A 26,488-nucleotide genomic window follows, 5' to 3' on the forward strand; every position below is an offset into this window, starting at 1 on the left:
AACGGGGTTATGCTTGTTTTAGGTTTTAAAATTAAATAGTTTTTTTGTCTATTTACAGATACAAATGGTAGCTAAATCTGAACCAGAAAACTTTCGTTTTCGTTTTACAAACTCAAGTTCTCTTGCAAGTTCTTCTAAAAATACAGGTGTAATATATCGTTGTAATTCTTCCGCAAATGGTTGTAGTTCTTCTTGAAGCGAGAGATTCATAAGAAAATGTCATCCTTTCTAGTCTAGCTTTTTTAGAAAGAATAACGTTTTTTTACTCTTAGGGGTAGTGAAAATTCTTAAGTTGATGGGCATGGGGTAGCACCACATCACTATCAAGCTAATACATTATATTACCCCAAAACGGAAACAACGAGTTGCATTTATATAAATAGATTTTGGAAAATTGATAATTTTGTTTAAGGATACTTTAAGATTTTAGCTTGAATGACATATAGTGCTACCTCATAATGAATGATTAGGATATTGAACTTAAACGTGTTATTTTTAGCATTCTAAATAATCGGGTTCAATGTATTTTTCTGTTTCAGGTGAGCTTTTAATTTCTATAGGATATTTCTTAAAAGCTACAACAGTAATTCTATCTTCTTGAACTAAACTTCTGGATTCATTTATAGAAGAGAAACCTGTTCGCTTTAAAAAATTGTATAAAGAAGATTTTGTCATCCAAAAACTATTAACGTTATCTAATGATGCCCATTTTGATTGTAAACGTTCTTCTAATGATGAATTAGCAGAGTGCTCCAGCATTGTGTGCCCCTTATATTCATAATTTTTATAAAGTACTGATACATTGGGAGTACAAGTGATATGAGTATCAATTATTACAAACCTTTTGCATACTTCATACACTTTTTCTAAAAAAGGGAATACATCTGAACTGTCTAAATGATATAAAATACCAGAACATAAAACAATATCAAATTGACCGTATTTTTCAGCACTTAAATTTCTTACATCATCTTGATAAAAGGTTAAGTTTTCTAAATTTAATATGTCTTTAGCAAATATAGCTTTTTGTACGTTTGATTCTCTTCCTTCTATCCCTACAACGGTTGCTCCTTGCATAGCAAACTCAATAGCGTAATGCCCCTCTAAACAAGCTAAATCTAAGATTCGAAGATTTTTAAAATCACATTGTGTGATATCTTGAATCATTGTCACAATTTTTTTTAATGCAGGATTTGGTTGTCGAATATCTCTTGTATATAGAGTATCCGTTAATTTAATATCATAAGCGGTCCATTCACCATATTTACGAATAATGTTTTCTTTCTCGAGAACAAAATCTTTCATGATACAATTCGCCACCTTTAACAAAATATTAGTGTAATATATACCTTTATAAGATCAATATATGTGTGTATAACTTGTATTTAGACGAAGGTAAACGTTTTACGTATTCTCCGAAAGAATTCTCCTTCCTCAAGCGGGTGAAGGGCGTAGCCCAACGATAGGTGGGCGATGAATTTCGGTTTGGCATAGCCAAAAACTTTTGATAAACTAGCTATATGAAGTTCTTTGATAACTTGATATAGAAGGTTGCAGGAAGAAAATAGAGTGCGAAAACCAAGCCATTCGGTTCCTGCGTAAAATATCAACCGTACCAAAAGAGCATCCATGCGTTGGACCTAGGGGCGGAACACCCCGAAGTAACGCTCAGGGAGACGAAAGGTTACTTTCGTCGTGGAACTGAGAAGCTCCCACTTCAAGCTTTGCTAAGTGGCGAGTAGTTCACAGCTTGTCACTTTATCATGTGATATGTCAAAGATTCCTTCTTTTTGGGAGCCACTCGCAAATTTATAACAATAGGCAGCTCAAAATGAAATAACTAAATTAGACACGTTAAAGCTCTTTCAACTTATTAAAGCTATTGAAATTGTTAAAAGCATATCATTTGAACAAGATAAACAAGAGGTTTCATGAATAAGATTGTAGTTTTGCGGTACTGATGCTATAAGTGTGAGTAATGAAAAACTCATTTTTTTATTTTGGGGTAATTCTAAATTCTTAAGTTGATGGGTATAGGGTATCGCCAGTATTTTGGAAAAATCCACGCTAAGCAAAATATTAGTAACATTAAGTTATGACACCGTTTGTTATAAAAAAATCCCCAAAAACCGATTTCTAAATTAGGAAACCGACTTTAAGACATCTTATTCAATATTTAATAATCGTTTATATCTTTCTATTCTTTCCTTTGCTACCCTTAATCTTTCGTTTTTTAATAAACTCTCATGCCTCTGTTGTGATGAAAAACCAGTCACTTCGAGAATATTTATTTCAACATTAAAATTCCAATCATTTATTTTATAATCAATGGGATACTCAATTTGACCAATATCCTGTTCAGCGTCTACTGCTATATATTTACCATCTTTTAAAAAGAACTTATAGCTTAACCCAATTGTATATATCCCTAACAATTCTCCTAATTCAGAATGCGTTATCTTTAATACCTCTCCACGCACTTCAATGTCCTCATTGTTAATTAAATTATTTGCAAATGATTTTTTATCTTTAACAAGATAAAAATAATCAGTGTTACCTACAACTACAGTTTGATCTAATTCATACCAACTTGGTTTCCAGTTAAAAATCATAATACAACACCTCTAAAAGTGATTATTCAACTACTTAGGGGACTGGTGGCAAAACGCGGATTTTATCCGCTAAGATAGTTACTAAAAGTAAAATGTAATCTTTACTACTGTAAAAAAATAAATAGTTCCACGCAAAAGATGTTAGTTGACGTAAAATTCGTTATAGGAAACTAATTTTTAATATTAAAGCAAACTCTTCCCCGAACAGAGAGGAGTTTGCTTTTTTAGCATGCTTACCTTTCTATAAATTACTAGTTATGAAACAAGGATCGTTTCATAACTAGTAATTTACTTGATTATCTTGATGGGTATGGAGTAGTGCCCCTATAAACAAAACCCTCCAGAGACATCTATAATCTGCCCTGTTACCCAGCGGCTATCAGAAGAAGCAAGGAATGCTACTGCATCTGCAATATCTTCAACTTGCCCTATTCGTCCGAACACAGATGAGTTTTTAGCAAAATTTCGTATTTCCGGATCATCTAGCAATTTTGCATTGATATCTGTCTTCGTATATCCAGGCATAATTGTATTCACTGTTATACCTCTTTCTCCAAGATGTTTAGCTAGAGGCAGTGTCATCGTATTTAATGCACCTTTACTTAAGCCGTATGCAATGGACCCTGTAAAACCAAGTCGTACTTCAGCTGATGAAATGTTAATCACACGGCCCTCTGCTCGTATTAATGGTAATGTTTGCTGAATTAAAAAGAATGGTGCTTTCATATTTACAGACATAATTTCATCAAAAACTTCTTCTGTCGTATTTTCAATCGTTCCTTGTGTACCTATCCCTGCATTGTTTACTAAAATATCAATCTCTGATGTACCAACTTTTATTTGTAATTCATTCTTTAACTGTTTTACTAGCTTTTTGACACCATCAATTGAATTAAGTTCAGCTTCAATTAAGAACGCTTTTCCTCCATTAGATTCAATCTCACTAATCGTTTCATCTGCAGCTGTTTTATTTCGGCCGTAGTGAATCGCAACTAATGCTCCATCTTTCGCCAATCTCATCGCAATCGCACGGCCAATTCCACGACTCGCTCCTGTTACTAACGCTACTTTTCCATCAAGATTCTTCATTTTTTCCATCCTTCCTAAATTTCCGTTTGATAAAAACCTATACTTATATTTTCATGTAAACACCAATCATTTTAAATATAGATTTATAGGTAATTTAGTCCATTCGCTTATGATATTATAGTTATAATTCGTAATTTACTTTAGAAAACAAAAATAAGGAGGCTACACAATGCAAAACGCCGTAAAACTGGATGAAATCGATCATAAAATTATGAACTTGTTGTATGAAAATGCGAGAATTTCTGTTTCAGAAATAGGACGAATTATATCCATGACGCAACCTGCTGTAAAAGAACGTATTAACAAGCTTGAAGATCAAGGAGTTATAGCGGCTTATCGAACGAAATTTGAGCCTTCCAAAATTAATAAAAACATTCAAGCATTCATCATGTTTAAAACGAGCCAATGCTCTGATTTTATTCAATTTTGTAATGCCGCTCCTGAAGTAACAGATTTATATCGAATTAGTGGGGAATTTAATTATATGATGAAGGTCATGAGCGATTCGATGGATTCCCTCGCTGCGTTTTTAGACTCGTTAATGCAATTCGGATTATCATCTCCTTTAATTGTTTTAAAGAGTGAGTTCGAGGAGAAATTGTCATTCTAATAAAGGGATACGTATTATCCTCACTAACAGTAAAATTTTCTCTTTCTTGAGAAAAACCAACAAAATCAATGATTAGTAACAAAAAAAAGAACATTGATTTTCAATGTTCTTTTTTATATCTCTACTTATTAATTAGATTGCTATTCGAAAAAAGCACCTTAATCCCCTTACCCTTGATTCCTCTGCGCCTCTCTAAACTCCTCCTTGACCTTCTCTAACAACCCTTCTTCCGTAATTAATCGATACGCCGTATTTGCTAATGCTTTTGCCGATGTAATTAATGCTTTATCTCCAAGTTCTGAACGTGCTGCTTCTCTAAATTCATTCGTATGTGCAATTAAATCATCTGGTCCGATTTTAATGTACGGATGAATTGTCGGTACAACTTGACTTACGTTTCCTGCGTCGGTTGAACCAATACCCACTCTTTCTTTACGGTTTACGTCTTCGCCTAATAATTCTAGTTCTTCTGCTACGACGTCGTTATATGTTTTTGTTACGAGTAGTTCATCGATTTCATTTTGGAATTGATGGATTTTCACTTTTGTGCCTGTTGCTAACGCTGCTCCCTGTGCGATATTTCTTACTTTTTCTGTTACTTCCGCACATCTTTTTCTCGTTGCTGCGCGGATGAAGAATCTTGCTGCAGCGTAGTCCGGAATAATGTTAGGTGCTTTTCCGCCCTCTGTAATAACACCATGAATTCTTACATCTGACGGAAGTTGTTGGCGAAGTGCGTTAATACCGTTATAGAGCTGAATAACCGCATCTAATGCGTTAATCCCTTCTTCTGGCGAAGCTGCAGCGTGAGCTGTTTTTCCGTAAAAATGAAAATCAAGTGGATCGACTGCTAGTGAAGGACTCGTTGTCGCTGTCTTTCCGCTCGGATGAATCATAAGCGCCGCATCAATGTCTTTAAATAAACCTGCCTTTACATAACTTGATTTCGCGCTACCATTTGGCCCGCCTTCTTCTGCTGGTGTACCAAACACAACAACTTCCCCGCCAATTTCTTCAAGCGTTTCTGATAATGCGATTGCTGCTGCAACACTAATTGTGCCGATTAAATTGTGACCACACGCATGGCCTAGTCCTGGTAAAGCGTCGTACTCCGCTAAAAATGCGATTGCTGGTCCTTGTTTTCCAGAGCTTTTTCGCGCGATAAATCCCGTTTCATGTCCAGCTATATTGTGCTGCAACTGAAATCCTGCACTGCCTAGCAATAAACTTAACGTTCTAGATGCATAAAACTCTTGGTTACCAATCTCTGGATTCGCATGAATATCATGACTTGTTTCTATGTACTTTTCCTTATTTCTTTCGATACTCTCTTCAATTGTTTTTCTTTGTGACGTTACTCCTGTCGCTCCCATTGTTCTTCCTCCTTTTATTTTCACGTAAAAAAGCCTCTTTCTAAAAGATAGAAAGAGGCTTCTGTATATACAGTCAAAATGAGCTTCTTTCTTATCTTTCAAGTTACCTTGCTGGAATTGGCACAGTATTCATAACGAATCCGCTGCCGAGGTATCATAGGGCCAGTCCCTCCACCTCTCGTGATAAGAATTTTCATAAAATTATATTAAATTATTTTTTATTCTAAGTTCATTCCAAGTAAAAGTCAAGGAATTCCTATCCGAATTTACCGAATATCTAAAAATCCTTTTAATACACCAATTGTTTCTGGTGCTTGCAGTCTTGCACATACGTACGGAAATTCCGTGCTACCTTCAAATATCATTTGAGATGTGAGCGGTGCGCCTGCCCAGAAGATTTCATCATCAATTACGATAAACGGGAATGCTTTATTTTGTCTTTGTAACTTTACATTTTTCAGTGGAACTGGTCCATCACTATAAACTATTATTTGTGCATTTGTACGCATGAACGCTTGCCATACTCGTTTATCTACTTGTTTTGTACTTGGAAGTGAAATAATAATTTTTCGTTTTGCGGCTAAAATATCTTTTAATAGCCCTTTCGGCTCTTCAAGATTCATTTCCATAAACCAGCGTAAACGTTTCGAAATTTTCCGTTCCCACAATTGTCTTGATGTCGTGCGATCACACACATCTCCATGACGTTCTATATGAGCTGTTAATTGCGATAACGCTTGTTTTCTAGAAAGATTTTTACGCATATAATGGCAATCTGATAATTGAATGAACTTCCCTCTCGCTCTTGTCACTGCTACATTGACGAGGCGATGGTTTTTATGGTCAAAGAATAGTACGCCAGGTCGTTCTTGTGGATAACTGTCAACCGTATCAAAGATCATCATATCTCTTTCAGAACCTTGGAACTTATGAACTGTAGCCGCTAAAACTGGTATGTGTTGATATTTCGTTCTCTGCAACATTTCTCTAATACACGTCGATAAAAAGCGTGACTGCGCCCTGTAAGGTGTCACAACACCAATTGATTGAATACCGTCTAACAATCCGATTAACATCATTTGCATCGCTACTAAACCAGACATAATGTTAAAACGTGAACCAGAAGCAGCATCTTTTAACGAAAAAGCTCCCATTTGGCTCGTATCAAATAAAACACTCGCTTCATTTGCGAACGGTTGCAATTGCGCAAGTTCTTTACGCTCTGAAACAGACGGATGATCGTATACTCTATTTTTATAAATAAACGAATTCGTAAACTTCGATATATCCGCATGCATACGTCTTTGTTCCTGCAACATAAATAGGTTTGGGTGTGCTTCTGATTTATTAACAGACTCAACAATCCCAGCGTGGTAAAACATATCTTCCCCAAGCCATTTGCGAACAAGTTCATGATTTGCCATCGCAATTGGAGGTAACTGTAAAAAGTCACCGCAAACGACGATACGTTTCCCAAGTGAAGCAGCTAATGCAATTTGCGGAACGAACGCCATACTCACCTCATCTACGACAACTAAATCAAATGTACGCTCATAAATTAGCGCATCAATGGCACATTTCGATAAAGTTGCGCCGATTACTTTCGCATTTTCAATATATTCTTTTTCTACTTCTTTAATTTTAGCCTTTTGCTTTCGAAGATCACTTTCAATCTCTTGTATACGCTTCTTATCAGCAGATGTTGCTTTATACGATAAGATTTTTTCACGAAGATCTTGGCGTGTCTCTTCTAAGTAGAGTCTTTCCTCACCCCATGATCCGTTCGTCGTTTCAACTAACTTAGATGCAAGTAACGTTTCATGATTTCGTATATGTTCATGCTGACTATAACCGTAACGAACAATTTCGCCAGGCGTCCATTTCTTTTTCTTTTCAATTTGCTTCGTTACTTCACTCATTAATACGTCTACTGCCGCGTTACTATGAGCTAACACAAGTACCGATTTTCCTTTTTGATAATGAGCCGAAATAATACGTGATAAATTGTAAGACTTCCCTGTTCCAGGTGGTCCCCATACGTACGTTGTCGGATTGTAAAACGCGCGATATGCCAGTTCATTTTTCGGATTTTTCATCTTCTCAATATGTTTCGGACTGCTCGTCCCATCAACAAGACGCTTTATACGATTACGTTTTAGCTTGTCTTTACGTGCTTCTTTCAATCGCTCTTGCAGTTGCTCTAAAAGTTGCCACGGTTCACTGTATAAAACCGCTTCTCTTATTTCACCTTGTATATAATCATTTAATTTCAATTCTATTTCTAATCCATGTACAGATAATACTTCTCCTGTCGCTTCCTCACCATCGAACTCAATTCGAATTGGTGATCCTTCAGGTAAGCTTACTTCCGAAATAAGCTGAAATACATACACTGTATTCTCATAATCTGTATATAAAAAACGACCGTTCATGATAGAAATTTTACTACCACCTATCGTTTTCCAATGTTTAATTTCATATGCTAATGCATAATGCCACTCTTTCATCGTTTCTGATAATGAAGGAGTTTGAGTATTTGTATTCATCGTATAATCTCCTTCCTTCTCCCCAAACATACTTTCTCACTATACCATACAACACGCTAAAATTTGTAAGGTTTTTATCTTGCTTATTTTCTTAATTTTCAATAATATGTTGTATATAATTTTCAGAAAGAAGGAATCTACATGCCAGTTAGAAGAATTGAACACGTAGGACTTATGGTTGCAAACTTAGAAGCATCTATCTCATTTTATGAAGAAGTAGTCGGCTTACAGCTCCTTAAACGCATGGGGCACCCAAACCCAGACTTAAAACTCGCTTTTTTAGGTGTGGAAGAATCGAAAGAAACGATACTCGAATTAATTGAAGGCTACAACTCTTCCCTTCCGGCAGAAGGAAAAGCACATCACATTTGCTTTAAAGTGGATTCATTAGAGGATGAAATCGAAAGACTAAAGAAACACGCAGTAACCTTTTTACTAGGAGATGAAATCGAAACATTACCAGATGGAACACGTTACATATTCTTCGCTGGCCCTGATGGGGAGTGGATTGAGTTTTTTGAGACGGAGAGATAGAGTGAAACTTTAGTCAGCCCACAATAAACGGGATAATAACTTTATGATTCACATAAGGAGTAGAAACTGATGAATATAGTTTTTTGGGTACTTATACTATTTCCACTTCTTAATATAATCCTGTTAAAGAGGTGGAATATAAGTCCCATTAATCTCATGGGGGTATTTGGTAATTTAAAAATGCTGTTTATTTATAGCACTTTTACGAATGCAAAAACAGCCAAAATACTCAAGCAGTTTCGCATAAAAACTTGCATATTTTAGGCTGTTTAATTGTACTCCTTATTTTGTTAAAGTTACCCGTCAGTTCAATTCCAAAGACCTCAGCTGACGATTAACTCAAGTACCGATTTCGGATGACCCTCATGTGATGAAGTTCGTGTTCTGTATCCGCTACACTATCTGTAGCAAAAGTTGTTATCTCATTTTCTTCAACACTTGACATTGCTCGATTTATAGCCTGTTCTAGCTTTACGTTCTTCTTGTTCATAGCTGTTACTAAGCGTTCTATAGTTGCTACATCTTTATGATAAAAAATTCTAGAATTATTATTGCTACATTCTTTCATTTTATTAATTAGTATGATATACCATCACAGCACCAGAAAGACTAATATAAGCTAGTATCATCCATACGTTATCATTTCTAATCTATCCTGTTTAGAAATGATAACGTTTTTTTGTACTTAAAGGTATTAAAATTTCTTAAGTTGATGGGAATATAGGGTGCCCCCTATATGGTGGAGATAGAATCGTAGCGGATAACATAGGAGAAAAACTAAACGGCCTAAAAGTATTGTATTTTAATATTGAAATTTTAAGGGTAGCCAACTATATAAAATGTAACACTGACGTTCCAGGGGATTATGTTGAATACAATAATGAGGAGAAATGGTTTATGTCTATATTATTTTCTCTTCCAATTACTATATATTTTTAGCATACTATTAACTATAAGGAGGGAGTGCAGAAATGGAAGAAAAGAAAGTGACGTGGTTAGAACTCTTTTATGATTTGTTATTTGTGGCGGCAGTGACGGCTGCGACTCATGTTTTACTTCATGTTGAAGATGGTCAAATCCATGCAGAGTATTTAGTAAAATTTGTCTTAATTTTTATTCCGATTTGGTGGGCTTGGGTAGGGCAAACCATCTTTGTTAACCGGTTTGGAAAAGATTTATTTCATCAAAGAATTTTTTTGATCCTGCAAATGTTTTTTGTCCTAATAATGACATCAAGCTTATCAGCTGATTTTGATCCTTATTATCTTTCTTTTTTAATTGGCTATATTGGCTTAAGGGTCGTGACTGCAATTCAATATCTTGTTGTCCAGCGTATAGAAGAGGGAGCTCGAAAAAAAGCAGCACTCTTTTTAGGAAGATATTTTTGGATTGGAATCGTTATTTCATTATTATCCGTCTTTTTTGATTCTTGGATTCGATATGCTGTGTTATATTTTGGGATTCTTATCGATATTATTGTCCCACTGCTTGGAAGGAAGTGTTTAGAAAAGGTTCCTACAAATACAGCCCACTTGTTAGAGAGATTTGGTCTATTTTCCATTATTCTCTTTGGGGAAGCTCTTGTAAGCACTCTTGTGGTCATTCAACCTAAACAAGGAAATTGGGATTCAATAAGCTTTGCGATCATTTCATTTATCCTCATTATTTCGATGTGGTGGCAATATTTCGATAACATGGAGAAGAAACTCGACAAGTCTAGACAAACTTCTGGTCAAATTATTATTTACGGTCATCTATTTATTTTAATGTCTTTGAGTATGGTTGCAGCATCCATTAGATTATTATTTTTACATGAGGTCTATTATTCTTTTATCTTATATTTTGTTTTTGGTTCTGTATTGCTCTATTTCCTGTCAACTACAATTGTTTTTCATCAATACAGGTTTGAACAACACCGCTTGAACATTTATCATTTGTGCTTGTTTTTAGGAATTTTAGCAGTCTTTTTTGTTATTAATTTAATTATAGTAGTGCCGAATATTGTGATAATAGGACAATTAACCTTATTTTTTATCATCTATGCTAAATTAACAAGCACATAAATAAAAGAATCAAATAAATTAGTATCAAACTATAATACTGGTTTATATATATATATTGGTAAATTTTATATTTATATTAAATCTTATAATTCACGGTGACTCTGATGCAACTGTACCTTTTGAGTTAAGTGGAAACGCACATATGATTCCATTCCTGATAGTAAACTTGCTCTAATACAGGTTGTCCTCATGGATTAAACGCAACTCCTGCAAAAGAATTTAATGAAGTATTATTAACATTTTTAAAAGAATAATCTTTGAGGAACTACCAGAGGCGGTTCAACAGCAATATCAAGAATAATAACACGAATTTATCGATTAGGGTTTTCCAAAAAGAGTAGCGCTATGCTTAATCTTTTGGAAAACCTTCTTTACATAGTTTTTTTAGGTCTCTTAGGGGAATCGTCACAGTGCTATCAAGTTAAAAAATACATTCTTCCCATAAACGAAAAAAACGAACTGAACTTCTATGGACAACTATGAAAGAATGAAATTTTCGTTTTGGGGATAATTCAAAATCTTAGGTTGATGGCGATGTGGCGGTACCCCAAATCCAACATCTCTAGCTAGATTCTGTAAGGTATTTGGTGATAAAAGACTCTTAATCTCCTGTGCAAATAATTGTAAGTCGTCAGATACAGAATTAGACATAAAAAAACGTCATCCTTTCCTATAATTCTACCGTAAGAATAACGTCTTTATGGCGATATGGTGGTATACCTACTTAATTTAGCTTATTCTCCCTTTTCGGGGATTTGGGCAAAATTACCCCACAAAAAAACAGCGAACCCTTCGAATATGTGGGTTCGCCATTATAAATCATTTATTTCACGTCTAATTTTTCTTTCACCTTCCCAGGAAGCTCGTCTTTCTTCACCTCTTCCCAAGCAGTTACACCTTTTTTATCGGAGTGGAACACGCGTAAGAATGCTTCTTTACGAAGCTCTTTAAATCCATTAAATTTCACTGTTTTTTCATTACCATTTTCGTCAAATCCTTGTAATTCATAATTATACTCTGTGTATTTATTTCCTTCTTTAGATACCCCTGACTTTATTTTCGCATCAGTTGTAATTTGAACATAGTATTCATCTTTTCCCATACGATTCACATCGCAACCAACTAACATTGTAGCAAATACAACTAGAATACTAAAAAGTGTAATATATCTTTTCACGTCATTCACCTCATGTGTTTTTTATTATGCTGTTATCATAACCCCTTTTTATTTGAGAAGAAATTCAAGAACATGACATGAAGATTACACTTTTGTAAGATAATAAAAAGACGACTACAACAGCTGCCTTTTTAATCAACATCATAACAATCACTTGCATTGTAGTCTAACATTTAAATAAACCAACCCATATAAACACAAAAAAGAGGAGTCACCCTAAGGTGACTCCTTTCCTAAGATAACTCCCAAAATATAAGTTATACAACATCCTTAAAAAAATAAATAATTTACTCCGGTTGCTATGATAGAGAATCCCATAATAATTGCTATTACAATACTGTGACGTACACGATTCATAACGAAGATTGCAATATACTCTCGAATCATCGCATTTGGCCAATAATAGAAGGCTGTTTTTGAGCCAATTCCTTGGCTATTTAATCCTACTATTTTAGCGTATAATCCTGCGCGAAACACATGGAAGTTGTTTGTAGAAAAAATGCAGTTATACTGTGTTCCTTTTAATGATTCCATAATTCTCTTTGAAAAAAGCATATTTTGGTATGTTGTAGTAGAACGGTCCTCTTTTATTGTATTCTCTAGAGGAATCCCATTATTCACAGCATACTCCTGCATAGCTTTCGCTTCAGAAATATTTTCATCTGATCCTTGTCCACCAGAGAAAATAATCTTAGGTGGTGAGGAAACTGCTTCTTGTTTCTTATAAAATTCAATAGCTCTATTAATTCTGCTAGCTAAAAGTGACGTAACCTTAAATATTTAGAAATTTAAAAAGCCCCCTAATATTGTTAAAGGGGCTTTACTCATACGAATGATAATTTTTATAAATAATTGCTAAATAGTGAATTTACATAAATGCTTTTAGAAGCTCTTGAACTAATGGGATTGCTCCACCTATAAATTTTAAAACTGCCATTGCGATTTCCATATTATTTCCTCCTCTTTTGTTAATACTGGGATGTGATTAAACTTTATACTTTCATTATAGTAAGCGCTTGCATTTGTAACAATACATTTCTGTATGCAATATTGCATATTTATACGTTTTGACAATATTTGACCTCTATTAGCCATTCTTTAATGGTACCATAACGAAGTGAGAGTCTTTAAGGGTTCTCCTTAATAGGAGGAAATATGGAAAAAGTTCAAGATATTTACAGTAATATAAAATTTAAAAGTTAGTTTAAACAAGTATTAGCTGTAGGAGGAATATTAGGATTCTGCTACTTGGTGTTATATGGTTTTTGTTTTTTAGTTGATATGTAAATATTATACAACGATACTAGTGGAGTCTTGCCTACAGAGGTAAGACTCTTTTATTGTACTTGAGATGAACAAACTACATACAATAGCTTTCAGGTTCTTCAGATTTCTCTGTATGGTTCTTTGTTCCTCTATGTTCTAGACCCACTATTTCCTATCATTGAATATAAATGAACTTCCATTTATATTGAAAATACAATTTTATTGATAAAAAATGTCTTTTTACTAGATACATATTAAAAAGAAAAGTATAAGTTGTATTCCATTTCGGTACAATCTTTTTATCTTTGAAAAGGACTTAAATCTTATTAATAGATTTGAGTCTTTTTTGTATACATCAATCTCTATATAACCATATAAATATAATATATTAAAAATAATTTAAATGCAAGAATACTTGTAGAGGAACCGCCAGCACTTCGAAAAAAACAAGCTAAGCCAAAAAATACAATAAGCTGCCCATATGGACAGCTTATTTACACAATTTTCTTTATGGGAAGTACACTTAAGGTCATTTTTAACTTAATAGGAGTCTAATATCTCAAGTTTCTTAGCTAATACCCAGCTATTTAGGCCTAAAGATGCATAAATATTGTAATAAAAATAATTCCCGTTTCTCAATGTTTCCTATAATTCTTTAGTATCTTCATAGAACATAGGCCAACCTTGCATTAAGATATTATATATATATTTCTTACTACAAATATGGACGGTATTATCCTTGTTGCAGTTTTAATTTTAATCAAGTCTATTGTAATTACACAGATTGAAATATCTATTCAATTTTAAAAATAGTAAAGGAAATGTATATAAAAAGATTACTTGTCTTAGAAACAAGTGATCTTTTTATTAGATAAACTGCAACTTGCTAACAGCAGGTAATTGTTATCCTATTCATATGTTCAATAGATATCATAATACATTTTTTAGTTATATAGACGGAATTGTTTCTAATAAAATGAGACCAAAAATATTTCAAAAGGTACCATTAATTATTTAATACTTTAAAAATGCAATTTTGAACCTTTCGAAGCACTAAATTAGGTAGATTTTAATAAACTTCAAACTTTGTCTGCATCAGGATCTCACAATTGAGTCTGAGTAATTAATGCTGTCAACATAACAAAAGAGTCCTGATTGAAACAAACTCTTTTATGAGTTTTTACAAGAGTAAACTTTTAAGCACATAATTACATTTCTATTATTTATTTTACCACTTGTACAGATGCTGGTTTCCACCCTTGATTCTCTACCCAATCAATATTAACCTTATATTTTTTATTACTTTGTTTATCTCGTACATTACCGTAGGCTTTATTATTACCATTATTTCCAATAAAATCGAAAATCAATTGGCTCTCTGGAACATCAACAGCATAAGAGATTGCTTTTTTCATCTCACTCCAATCTACTGTTCCTTCTTTAAATTTCATATCAGGTTTTGCTCCTTGCTCTGTACCAATTGGCTTCCATGAAGGATTAGTTTGAGGATCCTTTTCTTGAGATACCGTTTTTTCTTCCTCTTTATTTTCAGTTCCGTTCGTTTTTACCGATTTTTCTACTTTTTGTTTCCCTTCTAACTGTGCTGCTTCTTTATCTTCGCTTTTCTTTTCTTCTATCTTTGCTGTTTCTTTATCTTTAGTTTTCTTCTCTTCTAACTTTGTTGCTTCTTTATCTTCAGTTTTCTTCTCTTCTATCTTTGCTGTTTCTTTTTCTTCAGTTTTCTTCTCTTCTATCTTTGCTGTTTCTTTTTCTTCAGTTTTCTTCTCTTCTATCTTTGTTACTTTCTTTTCTTGAGCAATTGCTTTCGTTGATGTATTAGAAGGGGTAAACAATTGGTATGTCACTATACCAACTGTCACTAATACCAAAGTAAATGCAATATTAAAAATTGCATTTTGACGACGATTCTGTTGTTTTTCTTGAAATCTGCTTACTTGTCCCATTCTTCAAACCTCCGTGTTTACTTTCTCCTCTACTCTTTATGTATTATCCCTAAAATTCTTAATATTTTTATTAAACAATAGAAATAAACTACACTTTCCATACAGGATTTCATATCATAATAAAATTTGTGTTTTTTCAAGTATCTGACATATGTTATTCAAAATAGTTTAATACATTAAAAATTGATAAGCTTCTGCACTTAAGAAACCTTCAATTTTATTCAAAGGTGATTCCAATTACGTCCACATTAGATCTCCTGTAGAAAGCTTTTTAACAATTAAACCTCTTCTTCCCTTATTAATAATTTTAAAATTAAATTTCCCTCTATAGTATAATAAAGATGTTTCGTTTTCTAATGGGGTATGTCGTAAAATCAAAAGAGATTTTATCTCTTTTACCTTCTTTTCAGAGTAAAGTTCACCACTAGGAAATTCTATTATTCCTAATGTAATCTTTAATTCGCTCTCATCAAAAGCCCACTCTTTATTAAGTTCTCTTATCTTTTGTATAAAGCTTCTTTTAGTTTGTCCTATATAGAGCAATGTTACATTCTTAGCATATACTCTAGAGATTGCAAATATCCCCTTCTTAGAAGCTTCTTCCCTATTATAAAAGTCATTTATACTATACATGCCATACCACTTAATATGTACTGTTTCTATGAATCTCACCTCGTTTTTAGACAATATTATAATTTCTGAATGTTCAAATTATTATGGGTACATATGCTTGATTACTTGAATTATAAATTGTGCTTTTCAATAATACATTTTATTATTACTAATTTCAATAATGAAGAAAAAATACAATATTATAGTTTAATTACAAAGCTGTATAAAAACAAAGTGATGTCGTGCCACATATTTTCTTTTTTTACAATTTCAAACTATCGTGAACAAAATTTTAAAATTTATGGAATAAAAATATAATGTGTATGTACATACACATTATATTAATTGAAGAAAAAGAGTAGAAATTTAATCTCTCTACGCTGTTAAAATTATTCAACTCCAAAAAAACTGTACATCTTCTAGAGATACTAATTTTCTAGTTTTGATGTTTTTATAGTGCTTGAGCGTGATATTATTCAAGCTTTTTCATTGAGAATGCATAAATACAAACAAAACCAGTAATACATCTTTTCTGTACCGTACTGGTTTTGTTTAAGATCATCTTAAATTATAGCTAGTTCACCGAGATTGCAAATTCCGATTTCGGTGCCCCAGCGAATACGATTGTTCCGTTCTTCGGAAGTTCCACCTTGTTATTGCCACTCACAATGGTGAAGTTGACGCAAACTCCCTTCTCATCATACACCGCAAATGAACCATTTGATGGCAGCGTCACGGTCATCCTTTTGTCTGTTGCCGCTTGTGGAATTGTAAACCATTTCGCATGTCCATTTGCTCCCAGCGTAACTTTGGATGATTGGCCTACATCAATTGGTTTTACATTAGATTCACTTACGTATAACAATCCAGCCATCTCCATATATTCATTGCCGCCTTCTGTATAGAAGTGTGTTTCCGTCGTATCACGACCATTCATCACGGGTACTTGGATCTGATGCACCGCGGTGTTCGGACCTGTAATTTTTCTGCCATCCCAATAGCCTGCTGGGCCTTCCTTGCGAGTAATTTGAGTACTAAGATGTTTCGACTGAACAAGATATTGAATAGAACTAAATTTCTCGTTTACACGATAAAACTTGACACCTTCCCTCTTTGCCCATGCAGCAGCGGTTTTCTTCGAAAGCACGTTGTCTTCTAGTTTCTCAGCTAAATAGTGGGTCATCACACTTTGCCCTAAACCTGGATAAGATTTATATGCGCTCTCCTTCAAATAAGTTCTTCCATTCTTCTCGGTTACGAAGTTGAGCTTGGAAGTACCCCCCTCATTATTAAAGCTTCCATCAGCAGTATATACATATTTTTCTTCTGGATTAGATGGTAAGAATAGTTCACCGTTCTTCGTAATTTCAATTTTGAAATGAGTTTCGCTATTGCCATAAAATCCTGCTTTCTTTGCTACGCCTTGAGGCATTTTGACTTTGACCGGCTTACCAAAGGATTTGTTCGGCTTGATTTCCTTAATAGTACCTTTTTCTTTAAGTGTAGCGAGCAGCAATTCAGTTGCCATTAGCTGATTTGTAGAGCTCCGTCCACCAGATGTCAATACAGCCGCTGCTATTTTCTGTTCCGGAAGCACGACTAATATAGCATGTTGCAATGCCGTATCGCCGCCCTTAGCCAAAGCTTTGATCCCATATTCACTGAATGGGTATAGTTTCACACTATCCCAGCCAAGACCATAGTTAAAAATATTCTCGCCAGCCCCCGGCCACATTCCTTTTTTATATTCCTCTTCCTCCATTGCCTTAACTACCTTATCAGAGAGGATTCCTTTTCCCTGTCCCATAAATAGTTGTGAGAATCGCACCATATCTTCTGCCGTGGAAGATATGCCTCCCGTACCAATAACATTCACCGATTCAATTGGAAGTTGCCCTTGGTACGCCGAGTAATATAGTCCAGCCCGATTTTCATCCCTCCATTTGTCCTGTGGCGTTTTCGTATGATTCATTTTTAAAGGCCCTGTAAAGTTTTGATGTAGAAATTCAGTAAAGCTCATACCACTAACTCTTTCCACCAAAATTTCGGCCAGCGTAAAACCATCGTTACAGTATACTGAGAAAGCACCAGGGTCCGCCTTCAAGTTTTGATTTGACAATTGCTGTAACAAGGTATCATGGGCATAGGTATCATTATCGTTAAATAAAAATGCATTACCTAACGTAGAACCTTGCAATCCAGAGGAGTGATTCAATAACATACGCGGTGTAATACGTTTGTATCGACCGTCCTTCATCTTAAAATCAGGAACATAGCGGACAACAGGAGCATCCAAATCGACTTTTCCTTCATCGACCAATTTCATTACAGCCGCTGTTGTATACATTTTACTAACTGAACCAATCCCGTATAAAGTATCTTTGGTTAGCGGCTTTTCCCCTTCCATATCGTTCTTGCCAGCCTGACCAGACAAAATAAGTTTTCCATTATCAATTAGTGCATACTGCACGCTAGCTGCCCCATGGGACTTCGTAAGTAGCTCCGCTTTCTCTGCTGCAATCTTCTTCAGTTCCTGACTAGCTACTTCTTCACCAGTTACAACAGTAGTCTTACTTTCAGAAAATGCTTTCGCTCCTGTTGGTAGAATCATAGTTACCGCTAATGCAGTGGCTAACACACCAGTTAGCTTATTTTTCATCACGGAATTACCTCCTTAAATAATTGATCGTTTTCATCATTCCTTTGTGTAACTATGAAACTATGATAAATTTTACCCGTTTTTACTTTTAGACTACTTGCTAAATTCAGCAAGTAAAATATTTTTAAAAGGATCAGGAGTATCAGCTTTAAGGCTGTTCAAATTGACTGCCAATGTATGCTTGCCTCCAAGTGTGCCTCCAGCAAAAGTTAAAAAGCCAGGAATGGTTCCTCCATGCCACCATATCGATACACCGTTTGAAAGCTTCATTTTGAAAATTCCAAGCCCGGAATCGCCAAGTTCATCTGTTCCTGTAGGGACTGTTGTAAGCATTTGCTTTAGTTGCTGTTCTTTCAATAATTTGCCCCCAAGTAAATAAGAAAAGAATTTGTTTAAATCATCAGCTGTAGAAATCATATCTCCGGCTGAGCTCCCCATACTTGGGTTATAATAAGTAACATCTTTCGGCTCACTTGCTCCGTCTAATTGGATATATCCACGGGCATGCTTGGTTCCTGGAATGACGCTTGAATTTCCAGGTAAGAATGTATTCGCTAATTCAAGTGGTTCAATAATTCGATTTTCAATCTCTTCCGCATAGCTGTTCCCAGTTACTTTTTCAATAAGAATTCCTAGTAATACATATCCTGTATTTGAATACGACCAGCTCTTTCCTGGAGCAAAATCTGGAGGCATGGATATTCCCATCTTTACTAATCCTTCAGCAGTATAAGATTTTTTTGTATCCATCATATTAAAATCCTTTGACCTTGTGTAATTAGCGATACCACTTGTGTGGTTCAATAATTGGCGGATAGTAATCTGTTTATCATCATATCCATTTCCTTGAATGACACCAGGTATCCATTTTTCAATAGAATCGTCTAGATTTAAGCGGTTTTCTCCTGCTAATTGAAGTATAACTGTTGCAGTGAACGTCTTTGTCACGCTGCCAATTCGAAAACGAAAATCTCTTTTCATTGGTTTCTTAGTACTCAGATCAGCTACACCAGCCACATAACTCCATGTTTTTCCACTCTCAGAAGTTTTAGCAAGTATCCCTGGATATCCTAGTTTCAATGTATCCCGCATTGCCTCTTTGACGGAATTATGATCTCTTTGGGTGCTTGTTTGTAACGAACTAGATACATTTTGAATGGACTCCGCTTTTACACTTGAGGTTGGAGTTGTATAAAACAGGGAACCTCCAGTTATTAAAAGGGCTAAACCTGTACATGTAATTTGGCGATGCTTTTTCATCAAAATATTCCTCTCCCCTATTCATATTGTATAAATGGTTATTTGCTGTTTGGAACTAATCACACAGCTTTCTTCTTACCCCACTGCAAAAGGACGATATTGAATCTGTAATGTCTCTTTTCCTCCAAACAAGTCTTATTAATTGATTTGTTTTTTATAGAAATATATAGTATTTTTCTCCTCTCACTCTTCTTTACATTTTCATCTTACACAAGGAAAATCTCTTTTTTCTTACCTCTTCCTTACAAATTCCTTACGTTCAAAATTACTTTTATAATTAATTATTTTTTATTTTAATAACATTTAGTTGTATTAATTTGATAGGAATTTAACTTCACATAAAAGTTTATTTATTTCAAAAAATGAATTTAAATACAAATTAACTATTTAATATTCGACACCTCACCTATACATGTCCTAACATAAGTTCCTATCATCTATATGTATTATTTATTACAACAGCTTCACGCTAAAAATAAGATATTTCAAAAAAGAGAAATATAGGTATCTCAACAAGAGATTACCAATATAAACAATGTGAAAATGTAAGAACCCCTGTATTACTGCTGATTTCCCTCTAACTAATACAGTTTCAAACATTGGACACAAATACTACATGTAATGTTGAATTTATTACCTATTCAAAATTCTGTTAGTTCATTTTTTCTTAAAATACAAAAATATTTAACTTATAAATATACAAGCTATAATAGGGACGTCTAGGGATAACCTATTAGCACCTTAGAAAATATCAACTTTCTAAAATTGGACAAGATGAAAAAATCACTCAAAGAAAGGTGTGTAATCAAAAAGAAAATTCATTAAAAATTCTTTAGCAGCAAAAGACATCGCATTAGCTATGCCTTAGCAATGTCTACAATGTTGACGAGGTTATTGAAGCGATGTAAAGGGATGGAAGACAGATGTCTTGCGAATTAAAAGCAATAGTTTTAGAGGAATTCTGGACATACTTACAATTTTTTAATCCTTATTCACTTAAATACACCCATCTACAATCAACAGATTTTGAAAGCGTTAACAAACATTAAATTTTAGATTCAATTAGAGAAGAACACACGATTTGAGGAACTTGTAGGAGATTCATTTTCCAGAACGACTTATATTCCTAAGACTTAAGAATAGGATACAAGGAGGATTTATTATATGAATGGGAATACTGCTAAAAAAATAGAATTGCAATCTGAAAATACTGTGATTACAAACGAGAAATATTTGGATCCTAAAAAGTGGCATAAGCAAGATACTACGTGGGCATTGAGCCTTTTTGGGACAGCAATTGGAGCAGGAGTACTCTTTTTACCAATTAATGCAGGTTCAGGTGGTTTATTATCATTATTACTCATTACATTACTTGCCTATCCAGTTATGTATTACTCACATAGGGCGCTTGCTAAAATGATATATGCTTCCAATTCTGCCGATGAGGGAATTACGGGGACAATAAGAGAGTATTTCGGAAATACAGCGAGTATTATTTTTAACATCGTATACTTCGTCTCAATTTATACAATTGTCTTGATGTATTCAGTTGCACTTACAAATACTGCAAGTAGTTTTATTGTGAATCAATTACATATGAAAGAGCCCTCAAGAGCCATTTTATCGCTTGTCTTAGTACTGGGTCTTATCGCTATACTAAATTTTGGTCAAGATATCACTGTAAAAATTATGAGCTTGCTAGTATACCCTTTCATAGCTTCTCTACTATTTATCGCAATATCCCTAATTCCTCAGTGGAACACATCAATGCTTAGTTTTTCAGATGTCTCTACTGCTTCAACCGGAACAGGATATTTGGGAACGATATGGATGATACTACCTATCATAGTGTTTTCATTTAACCATTCTCCAATGATTTCGTCTTTTGTGATAAAACAAAGATCTACGTATGGGATAGAAGCAACTGATGCTAAATGTGCTCAAATACAAAAGATTTGTTATATCATGACGTTCGTTGTTGTTATGTTCTTCGTTTGGAGCAGCGCACTGAGTTTGACTCCAGATGATTTAAAAGTGGCAAAAGAGCAGAACTTATCAATCCTATCCTATCTCGCTAATGAACTTAATTCGCCAGTAATTACGATTGCAGCTCCTATTATTGCTTTTATGGCTATAACAAAGTCTTTCCTTGGTCATTATATAGGATCATATGAAGTAATGCGTGATATGATTATCAAATTTGGTAAAACACGTGGAAAAGATATAGAAGAAAAAACAGTTAAGACAGTAATTCTTACTTTTGTCGTATTAACATGCTGGTATGTTGCTTATGCAAATCCAAGTATTCTTGGGCTCATTGACGCTCTAAGCGGTCCATTAGTTGCTGCTATCTTATGTCTATTACCAATGTATGCGATCCGTAAAGTACCGGTATTAGCTAAATATAGAGGTAAAATGAGCAATGTATTTGTTATTATTGTAGGAGTACTTACAATCTTAGCAAGTATTAAATCTTTATTCTAACTTACTAGTTGATTATCGTTATTACAAATCAGAATAACAAATTATCAAAACGAAAAGAAGTTGACGAACGATGTATATAAATATAAAAAAATCTATGTATATTTAAAATTTAATTTATGGTTGTCTATATTAATATACTAGGATTAACCAGGAAGCATCCAACAAATTATTATTAATCACTACATTTTCTTTCATAGTATGTCAACGTATAAAAAGACACTTTCTATAGTGTCTTTTTATACGTTATAAGATGAATACACTAACTACATACTTATAATTGGAGAGCTTTTGTGAATATCTTCTATGAGTTGGTCCTTTTCTTTCCCCGTTCATTTCTTCTTTTGAAAAGGTACCCCTATATGGACTAAATATCATAAAATGTTAATTTTCTTTTGCTTGCCTATATATTCAATCGCCATCCAGCCATTTTTGGGTATGTTCGATAAAACGTTTTGTCGCTGGTAATGCGTGTTTAATTGAAGTAAGTGACAACCCAAGCGATCGTGTAGGTTTGTCTTCCAATTCCACAACCGTAACATTTTCGCATTGTCCTTGTAATGCGAGTTCAGACATGACACTGATTCCCAGCCCGTTCTCCACCATCGCGACAATCGCATGATCATCACCGGTTTCAAATTGGATATCGAGATGAATCCTAGCAGCTTCTAATACTTTCCTAACATCGTAACCACATGAAGAAGCAGGCATAATAAAAGGCTCTTTCTCGAGCTGATCGTACTGAATTATAGATTGTTTACTTAATGAGTGATTTTTAGGAAGGACACATAGCATTCGATCTTTTCTTAGTGGAATAGATTCTAGATGGCCCGCCGATGGTAGTGACATAAAACCTAAGTCAATCACCCCTTGTTGAATCCACGTTTCAATCATTCCGTAATCACCTTCCATTAATTTGATTTCAATTCGAGGATATTCCAAGTGAAATCGATGAATGATTGCAGGCAACCAGTGAATAGAAACGCTTGTAAAGGTTCCAATGCGCAAGGTTCCTGCAACTATCCCATTAATCTCTGCAACAGTTTGCTTCAATCGCTCATTATGATTTACTACTTCACGAACATGCGTTAAAACACGCTCACCATTTTCCGTTAATCGAACTCCCGTTTTATTCCGGGATAACAGTTGAAAACCATACTCCAATTCAAGACTTCTAATCGCATGGCTGACACCTGACTGAGTCACGTTCATTGCTTCGGCCGCTCTTGATAAGTTCCCCATTTCAACCGTCTTCAGAAAGATTTCTAACTTAGTCAGACTCATCGATTCTCCTACTTTCTCATGTATGAATTTTGTTCAAGTATATCATTACATATATTCGTTTTACTAATACTTGAATCACAATTAAACTAAGTACATAAAAATTTTAAAGGAGAACTAAAAATGAAACCAATAAAGGCTAATCTTATGATCTTACTTATTACAATGACCTGGGGTACTTCCTACCTTTTTATGAAAATCGGATTGGAAACTGTCCCTTCATTTTCTCTTGTTGCATTACGCTTTGGTATTGCTTTTTTTGTTTGTGCTGCTGTTTTTTTTAAACAATTTCGTTCAATTCATTTTGTCACCTTAAAATACGGCTTTATTCTAGGATTTTTACTTTTCGTTGTATCTGCTTCAGTCATCTTAGGTTTAAAAACGACATCAGCTTCAAATGCTGGTTTTCTAGCCAGTTTGACCGTAATCTTTATCCCTTTATTATCTATCGTTCTGTTTAAGGATCGACTGAGCTACAGACTAATCATTAGTTCCCTTGTAGCAATGACTGGAATTGGTTTACTGACTTTGAATAATCAATTAACACTTAATTCTGGAGATTTACTCTGTATACTCGCTGCTCTCTTTTATGCTTTTCATATTATTGTCACCGGAAGGGCGGCTAAAGTGGCCAATACATTGCAGCTTGGAATTCTTCAGTTGGGATTTGCAGGAGGGTTTGGCGTACTCTCTGCCCTGATTTTCGAAGAGCCGCAACTTCCATCCACTAAAGAAAGTTGGATCGCTGTACTGGTATTAAGTATATTCTGCAGTGCTTTTGCCTACATCATTCAGGCGATGGCCCAGAAATACACAACACCGACACATACAGGACTCATTTTTTCATTAGAACCTGTATTTTCTGCACTATTTGCATACCTGTTCATGAACGAAGTATTGTCACTCAAAGGGTATATCGGAGCATTACTTATTCTAAGCGGTGTTATACTTGCTGAGATAAAAGTAAAACGAAAATCTACATTATTGCTCTAAACCTAATCGTTCTTAACATAACAGAATCGGCAATTGCTGTCTCTTATATATATATTATTAGGGCTTTATCAACATTGTTTACTAATATTTGGTCAGGAAGTCTTGTAGATCGTTCAAATAAAAAATGTCTCATGATAGCACTAGGTTTATTTTTTATACGAGCCCCCTCACCATCAATTTAAGAATTAAAAAAAGAAGGGGATTATCCCCCTCCTTTTTACGCTTGCTCCGACTGTCGGAATTATTTAATAAAACCACGATTCAACTTAGTTAACTTTTCATTGATGTTAAAAATTCTTACTCTAATATCTTTAACACCAGCTGCTTCAAGTCTGTTCTTGTGCATTTCCGCGTATTTTTCAGCATCTTGTTTTTCTTCAAATACATAAATGCCTCCAGCTTCTTTTGTTTCTTCATTCTCAGTCCATATTTTCCAGTGGAATCCTTCTTCTTCGTTAATACTATTTGCTAAATCCCAAAATCCTTTTTCCATTTCTTCACCAAAAGGACCTTCAAACGGAAAATCAACTTGTAATAAATATGCCATTTTCACTCACTCCTATTTTTAATATAAAATTCTTGCCATTCTTTTACTGATTATGATCCGAATGATCGTAATGTCTAAATTCGTATTGCTATTATTATTCAAGCACTAATTGGAGAATCCCCCTATTTGTAACATAATCACAAAACGATAGTAACTTGAACGCATAAAGTGAAAGTTTAATAGTTTTCAGTTATGTTTAAAAAATATGATACAAACTTACCCCTAAACTAAGGACAAACAAAACAAGTGCAGGTATTGCTTTCTTAAAGGGATCTCTCGCTAATACAATTAGAGTTAATGCGGCTGCAAGCATCGTACCGCCTAATAACAATCCTGCCCATAAAGCTACTACCGGAATCCAAATTCCTATCAACATTCCAATCGCTCCTACAATCTCAAAAGCTCCAGTTAAGAAATTAAAAAACGAAGGTAAACCAAATCGTTTGAATTCATCTGCCATTTTCCCGGATATAATTTTCGTTCCTGTCATTAAAAAGAACAGAAACAACACTACTTTTACAATATTGATGAAAATTAAAATAGTAATCACACCTTTCTTATTATTTGATAAAAACTCAGTATTATTCAGGTAGTAGTCACTACCTTTACCCTATTTCCTGAGATTACCCGTATGGAAGTCGCTTCAATTTACATTACCCTTTTCCATATTAAAGGGCTAGAAATTACATGCTATAGCATGTATAATACAAAAAAATTTGACTGGTACTAAGCAAAAAAGTGACCCTGAATCAGATATCATACAAAATAAAGTTATCTTCCCATTCTTCCAAATGAAAATTATATGCTACAGCATATATAATACCTAAAACAAAGTTTGTTCCTTATGAATAGCATAGCATCAATAAGGAACAAATATTAATAGCGTGTATCATACAATTTGTTTAATAACGATTGTAATACTTTAATTTCTTCCTCGCTCAAATTACTCGTAACGAAATGGTGAGCGTCTTTCACTACAGGCAAGATTGTTTTCTTTAACTCGTCACCTTTTTCAGTTAAAAAAAGGTTATGTGAACGCCTATCTTGGTCATTCAAAGCCTTCCTTACAATCCCTTTTCTCTCCATTGACTGTATCATTCTAACAACAGTAGTTTGATCTTTATCAATAGCTTCCGCCAACTCTTTTTGAGTAGTGCTCCTTTGGCTACAAAGAACACTAATAATCCCCCACTGCTCTGGCGTAACTCCATAAGGCTTTAATTTCTTCGTAAAATAATTGGTCATTTTCACATCAGTACGATGAACAAGATAGCCTATTAAATCATGTAAGTTCATATATCACCTCTATAAATTAAGATATAAAAGGATATAGCATACCAGTCAATCATTCACAATGAATGTATTTGTTTCACCATATATATGCTATGGCACATATAATAAAGTAGATTATTTTAATTGTC

19 protein-coding genes, 6 pseudogenes and 1 riboswitch are annotated in these 26,488 nt (G+C 34.3%); of the genes and pseudogenes, 7 read left to right on the top strand and 18 right to left on the bottom strand.

Annotated elements, in window-relative coordinates; genetic code table 11:
- Positions 1-57 precede the first annotated feature (57 nt).
- The 4 genes and pseudogenes from C3Y97_RS15585 to C3Y97_RS15605 form a co-directional block, all read right to left on the bottom strand.
- Positions 58-210 (bottom strand): annotated as a pseudogene (locus C3Y97_RS15585) (IS4 family transposase); the annotation flags it as partial.
- Between the two features lie 285 nt (positions 211-495).
- Positions 496-1,305 (bottom strand): class I SAM-dependent methyltransferase, encoded by an 810-nt coding sequence (locus C3Y97_RS15590; RefSeq protein ID WP_000651402.1) that lies wholly within the window; start codon positions 1,303-1,305, stop codon positions 496-498.
- An 860-nt stretch (positions 1,306-2,165) separates the two neighbouring features.
- On the bottom strand, positions 2,166-2,612 hold the full coding sequence (locus tag C3Y97_RS15600; RefSeq protein ID WP_000577091.1) for a hypothetical protein: 447 nt from the start codon (positions 2,610-2,612) through the stop codon (positions 2,166-2,168).
- Positions 2,613-2,936: 324 nt separating this feature from the next.
- Complete coding sequence (locus C3Y97_RS15605) at positions 2,937-3,701, bottom strand: SDR family oxidoreductase (protein ID WP_000792651.1); 765 nt, start codon at positions 3,699-3,701, stop codon at positions 2,937-2,939.
- Between the two features lie 169 nt (positions 3,702-3,870).
- Between C3Y97_RS15605 and C3Y97_RS15610 the strand changes: the two genes are divergently transcribed.
- Positions 3,871-4,311: an Lrp/AsnC family transcriptional regulator gene (locus C3Y97_RS15610; protein ID WP_001178565.1), complete on the top strand. Its 441-nt coding sequence runs from the start codon at positions 3,871-3,873 to the stop codon at positions 4,309-4,311.
- A gap of 167 nt (positions 4,312-4,478) precedes the next feature.
- On the opposite strand, the gene C3Y97_RS15615 is transcribed toward C3Y97_RS15610, so the two are convergent.
- Complete coding sequence (locus tag C3Y97_RS15615) at positions 4,479-5,684, bottom strand: M20 family metallopeptidase (RefSeq protein ID WP_065484379.1); 1,206 nt, start codon at positions 5,682-5,684, stop codon at positions 4,479-4,481.
- A gap of 88 nt (positions 5,685-5,772) precedes the next feature.
- A riboswitch (SAM riboswitch) is annotated at positions 5,773-5,874 on the bottom strand.
- Positions 5,875-5,950: 76 nt separating this feature from the next.
- Positions 5,951-8,260, bottom strand: a complete 2,310-nt coding sequence (locus tag C3Y97_RS15620; RefSeq protein ID WP_002195651.1) for an AAA domain-containing protein — start codon at positions 8,258-8,260, stop codon at positions 5,951-5,953.
- Positions 8,261-8,371: 111 nt separating this feature from the next.
- On the opposite strand from C3Y97_RS15620, the gene C3Y97_RS15625 reads away from it, so the two are divergent.
- Positions 8,372-8,764, top strand: a complete 393-nt coding sequence (locus C3Y97_RS15625; protein WP_136363506.1) for a VOC family protein — start codon at positions 8,372-8,374, stop codon at positions 8,762-8,764.
- 379 nt (positions 8,765-9,143) lie between these two features.
- On the opposite strand, the pseudogene C3Y97_RS28365 reads toward C3Y97_RS15625, so the two are convergent.
- Positions 9,144-9,326, bottom strand: a pseudogene (locus C3Y97_RS28365) (hypothetical protein); the annotation flags it as partial.
- 409 nt (positions 9,327-9,735) lie between these two features.
- On the opposite strand from C3Y97_RS28365, the gene C3Y97_RS15640 reads away from it, so the two are divergent.
- Both C3Y97_RS15640 and C3Y97_RS15645 read left to right on the top strand, forming a co-directional pair.
- The gene (locus tag C3Y97_RS15640) at positions 9,736-10,827 is read left to right on the top strand and encodes a low temperature requirement protein A (RefSeq protein WP_000391548.1); all 1,092 of its coding nucleotides are present in this window, start codon (positions 9,736-9,738) and stop codon (positions 10,825-10,827) included.
- A 73-nt stretch (positions 10,828-10,900) separates the two neighbouring features.
- Positions 10,901-11,081 (top strand): annotated as a pseudogene (locus tag C3Y97_RS15645) (alpha/beta fold hydrolase); the annotation flags it as partial.
- Positions 11,082-11,650: 569 nt separating this feature from the next.
- Here C3Y97_RS15645 and C3Y97_RS15650 read toward each other — a convergent pair.
- The 7 genes and pseudogenes from C3Y97_RS15650 to C3Y97_RS15680 all read right to left on the bottom strand — a co-directional run bounded on the left by C3Y97_RS15650 (position 11,651) and on the right by C3Y97_RS15680 (position 19,765).
- The gene (locus tag C3Y97_RS15650; RefSeq protein WP_000833211.1) at positions 11,651-12,004 is read right to left on the bottom strand and encodes a YxeA family protein; all 354 of its coding nucleotides are present in this window, start codon (positions 12,002-12,004) and stop codon (positions 11,651-11,653) included.
- 270 nt (positions 12,005-12,274) lie between these two features.
- Positions 12,275-12,778 (bottom strand): annotated as a pseudogene (locus C3Y97_RS15655) (YdcF family protein); the annotation flags it as partial.
- Positions 12,779-12,872: 94 nt separating this feature from the next.
- A pseudogene (locus tag C3Y97_RS28370) lies at positions 12,873-13,060 on the bottom strand (hypothetical protein).
- Positions 13,061-14,493: 1,433 nt separating this feature from the next.
- A complete protein-coding gene (locus C3Y97_RS15665; RefSeq protein WP_136363507.1) occupies positions 14,494-15,234 on the bottom strand; it encodes a YrrS family protein in 741 nt (246 codons plus the stop codon).
- Positions 15,235-15,471: 237 nt separating this feature from the next.
- Complete coding sequence (locus tag C3Y97_RS15670; protein ID WP_002164503.1) at positions 15,472-15,906, bottom strand: hypothetical protein; 435 nt, start codon at positions 15,904-15,906, stop codon at positions 15,472-15,474.
- Between the two features lie 514 nt (positions 15,907-16,420).
- The gene (locus tag C3Y97_RS15675; RefSeq protein WP_136363508.1) at positions 16,421-18,505 is read right to left on the bottom strand and encodes a serine hydrolase domain-containing protein; all 2,085 of its coding nucleotides are present in this window, start codon (positions 18,503-18,505) and stop codon (positions 16,421-16,423) included.
- A 93-nt stretch (positions 18,506-18,598) separates the two neighbouring features.
- Positions 18,599-19,765: a serine hydrolase domain-containing protein gene (locus C3Y97_RS15680; RefSeq protein WP_136363509.1), complete on the bottom strand. Its 1,167-nt coding sequence runs from the start codon at positions 19,763-19,765 to the stop codon at positions 18,599-18,601.
- Between the two features lie 1,164 nt (positions 19,766-20,929).
- Here C3Y97_RS15680 and C3Y97_RS15685 point away from each other — a divergent pair.
- The gene (locus C3Y97_RS15685; protein WP_001014149.1) at positions 20,930-22,249 is read left to right on the top strand and encodes an aromatic amino acid transport family protein; all 1,320 of its coding nucleotides are present in this window, start codon (positions 20,930-20,932) and stop codon (positions 22,247-22,249) included.
- A gap of 408 nt (positions 22,250-22,657) precedes the next feature.
- Here C3Y97_RS15685 and C3Y97_RS15690 read toward each other — a convergent pair whose 3' ends face one another.
- The gene (locus C3Y97_RS15690) at positions 22,658-23,530 is read right to left on the bottom strand and encodes a LysR family transcriptional regulator (protein WP_000059810.1); all 873 of its coding nucleotides are present in this window, start codon (positions 23,528-23,530) and stop codon (positions 22,658-22,660) included.
- A 120-nt stretch (positions 23,531-23,650) separates the two neighbouring features.
- Between C3Y97_RS15690 and C3Y97_RS15695 the strand changes: the two genes are divergently transcribed.
- Both C3Y97_RS15695 and C3Y97_RS28150 read left to right on the top strand, forming a co-directional pair.
- Entirely contained in the window at positions 23,651-24,520 is an 870-nt protein-coding gene (locus tag C3Y97_RS15695; protein ID WP_136363510.1) for a DMT family transporter, read from the top strand.
- Positions 24,502-24,672, top strand: a pseudogene (locus C3Y97_RS28150) (MFS transporter); the annotation flags it as partial. The gene C3Y97_RS15695 and the pseudogene C3Y97_RS28150, both read left to right, overlap by 19 nt.
- Before the next feature lie 89 nt (positions 24,673-24,761).
- On the opposite strand, the gene C3Y97_RS15705 reads toward C3Y97_RS28150, so the two are convergent.
- From C3Y97_RS15705 to C3Y97_RS15715, 3 genes are all read right to left on the bottom strand, one after another.
- Positions 24,762-25,067 carry a monooxygenase gene (locus C3Y97_RS15705; protein ID WP_000323764.1) on the bottom strand — a complete coding sequence of 102 codons (306 nt, stop codon included), beginning with the start codon at positions 25,065-25,067 and terminating at the stop codon, positions 24,762-24,764.
- Positions 25,068-25,263: 196 nt separating this feature from the next.
- Positions 25,264-25,614 (bottom strand): DoxX family protein, encoded by a 351-nt coding sequence (locus C3Y97_RS15710; protein WP_033690982.1) that lies wholly within the window; start codon positions 25,612-25,614, stop codon positions 25,264-25,266.
- A gap of 329 nt (positions 25,615-25,943) precedes the next feature.
- Positions 25,944-26,363 (bottom strand): MarR family winged helix-turn-helix transcriptional regulator, encoded by a 420-nt coding sequence (locus C3Y97_RS15715; RefSeq protein ID WP_001048567.1) that lies wholly within the window; start codon positions 26,361-26,363, stop codon positions 25,944-25,946.
- Positions 26,364-26,488 lie beyond the last annotated feature (125 nt).

The organism is Bacillus sp. DU-106 (assembly GCF_004799705.1).
In the GTDB taxonomy this organism is placed as follows: domain Bacteria; phylum Bacillota; class Bacilli; order Bacillales; family Bacillaceae_G; genus Bacillus_A; species Bacillus_A cereus.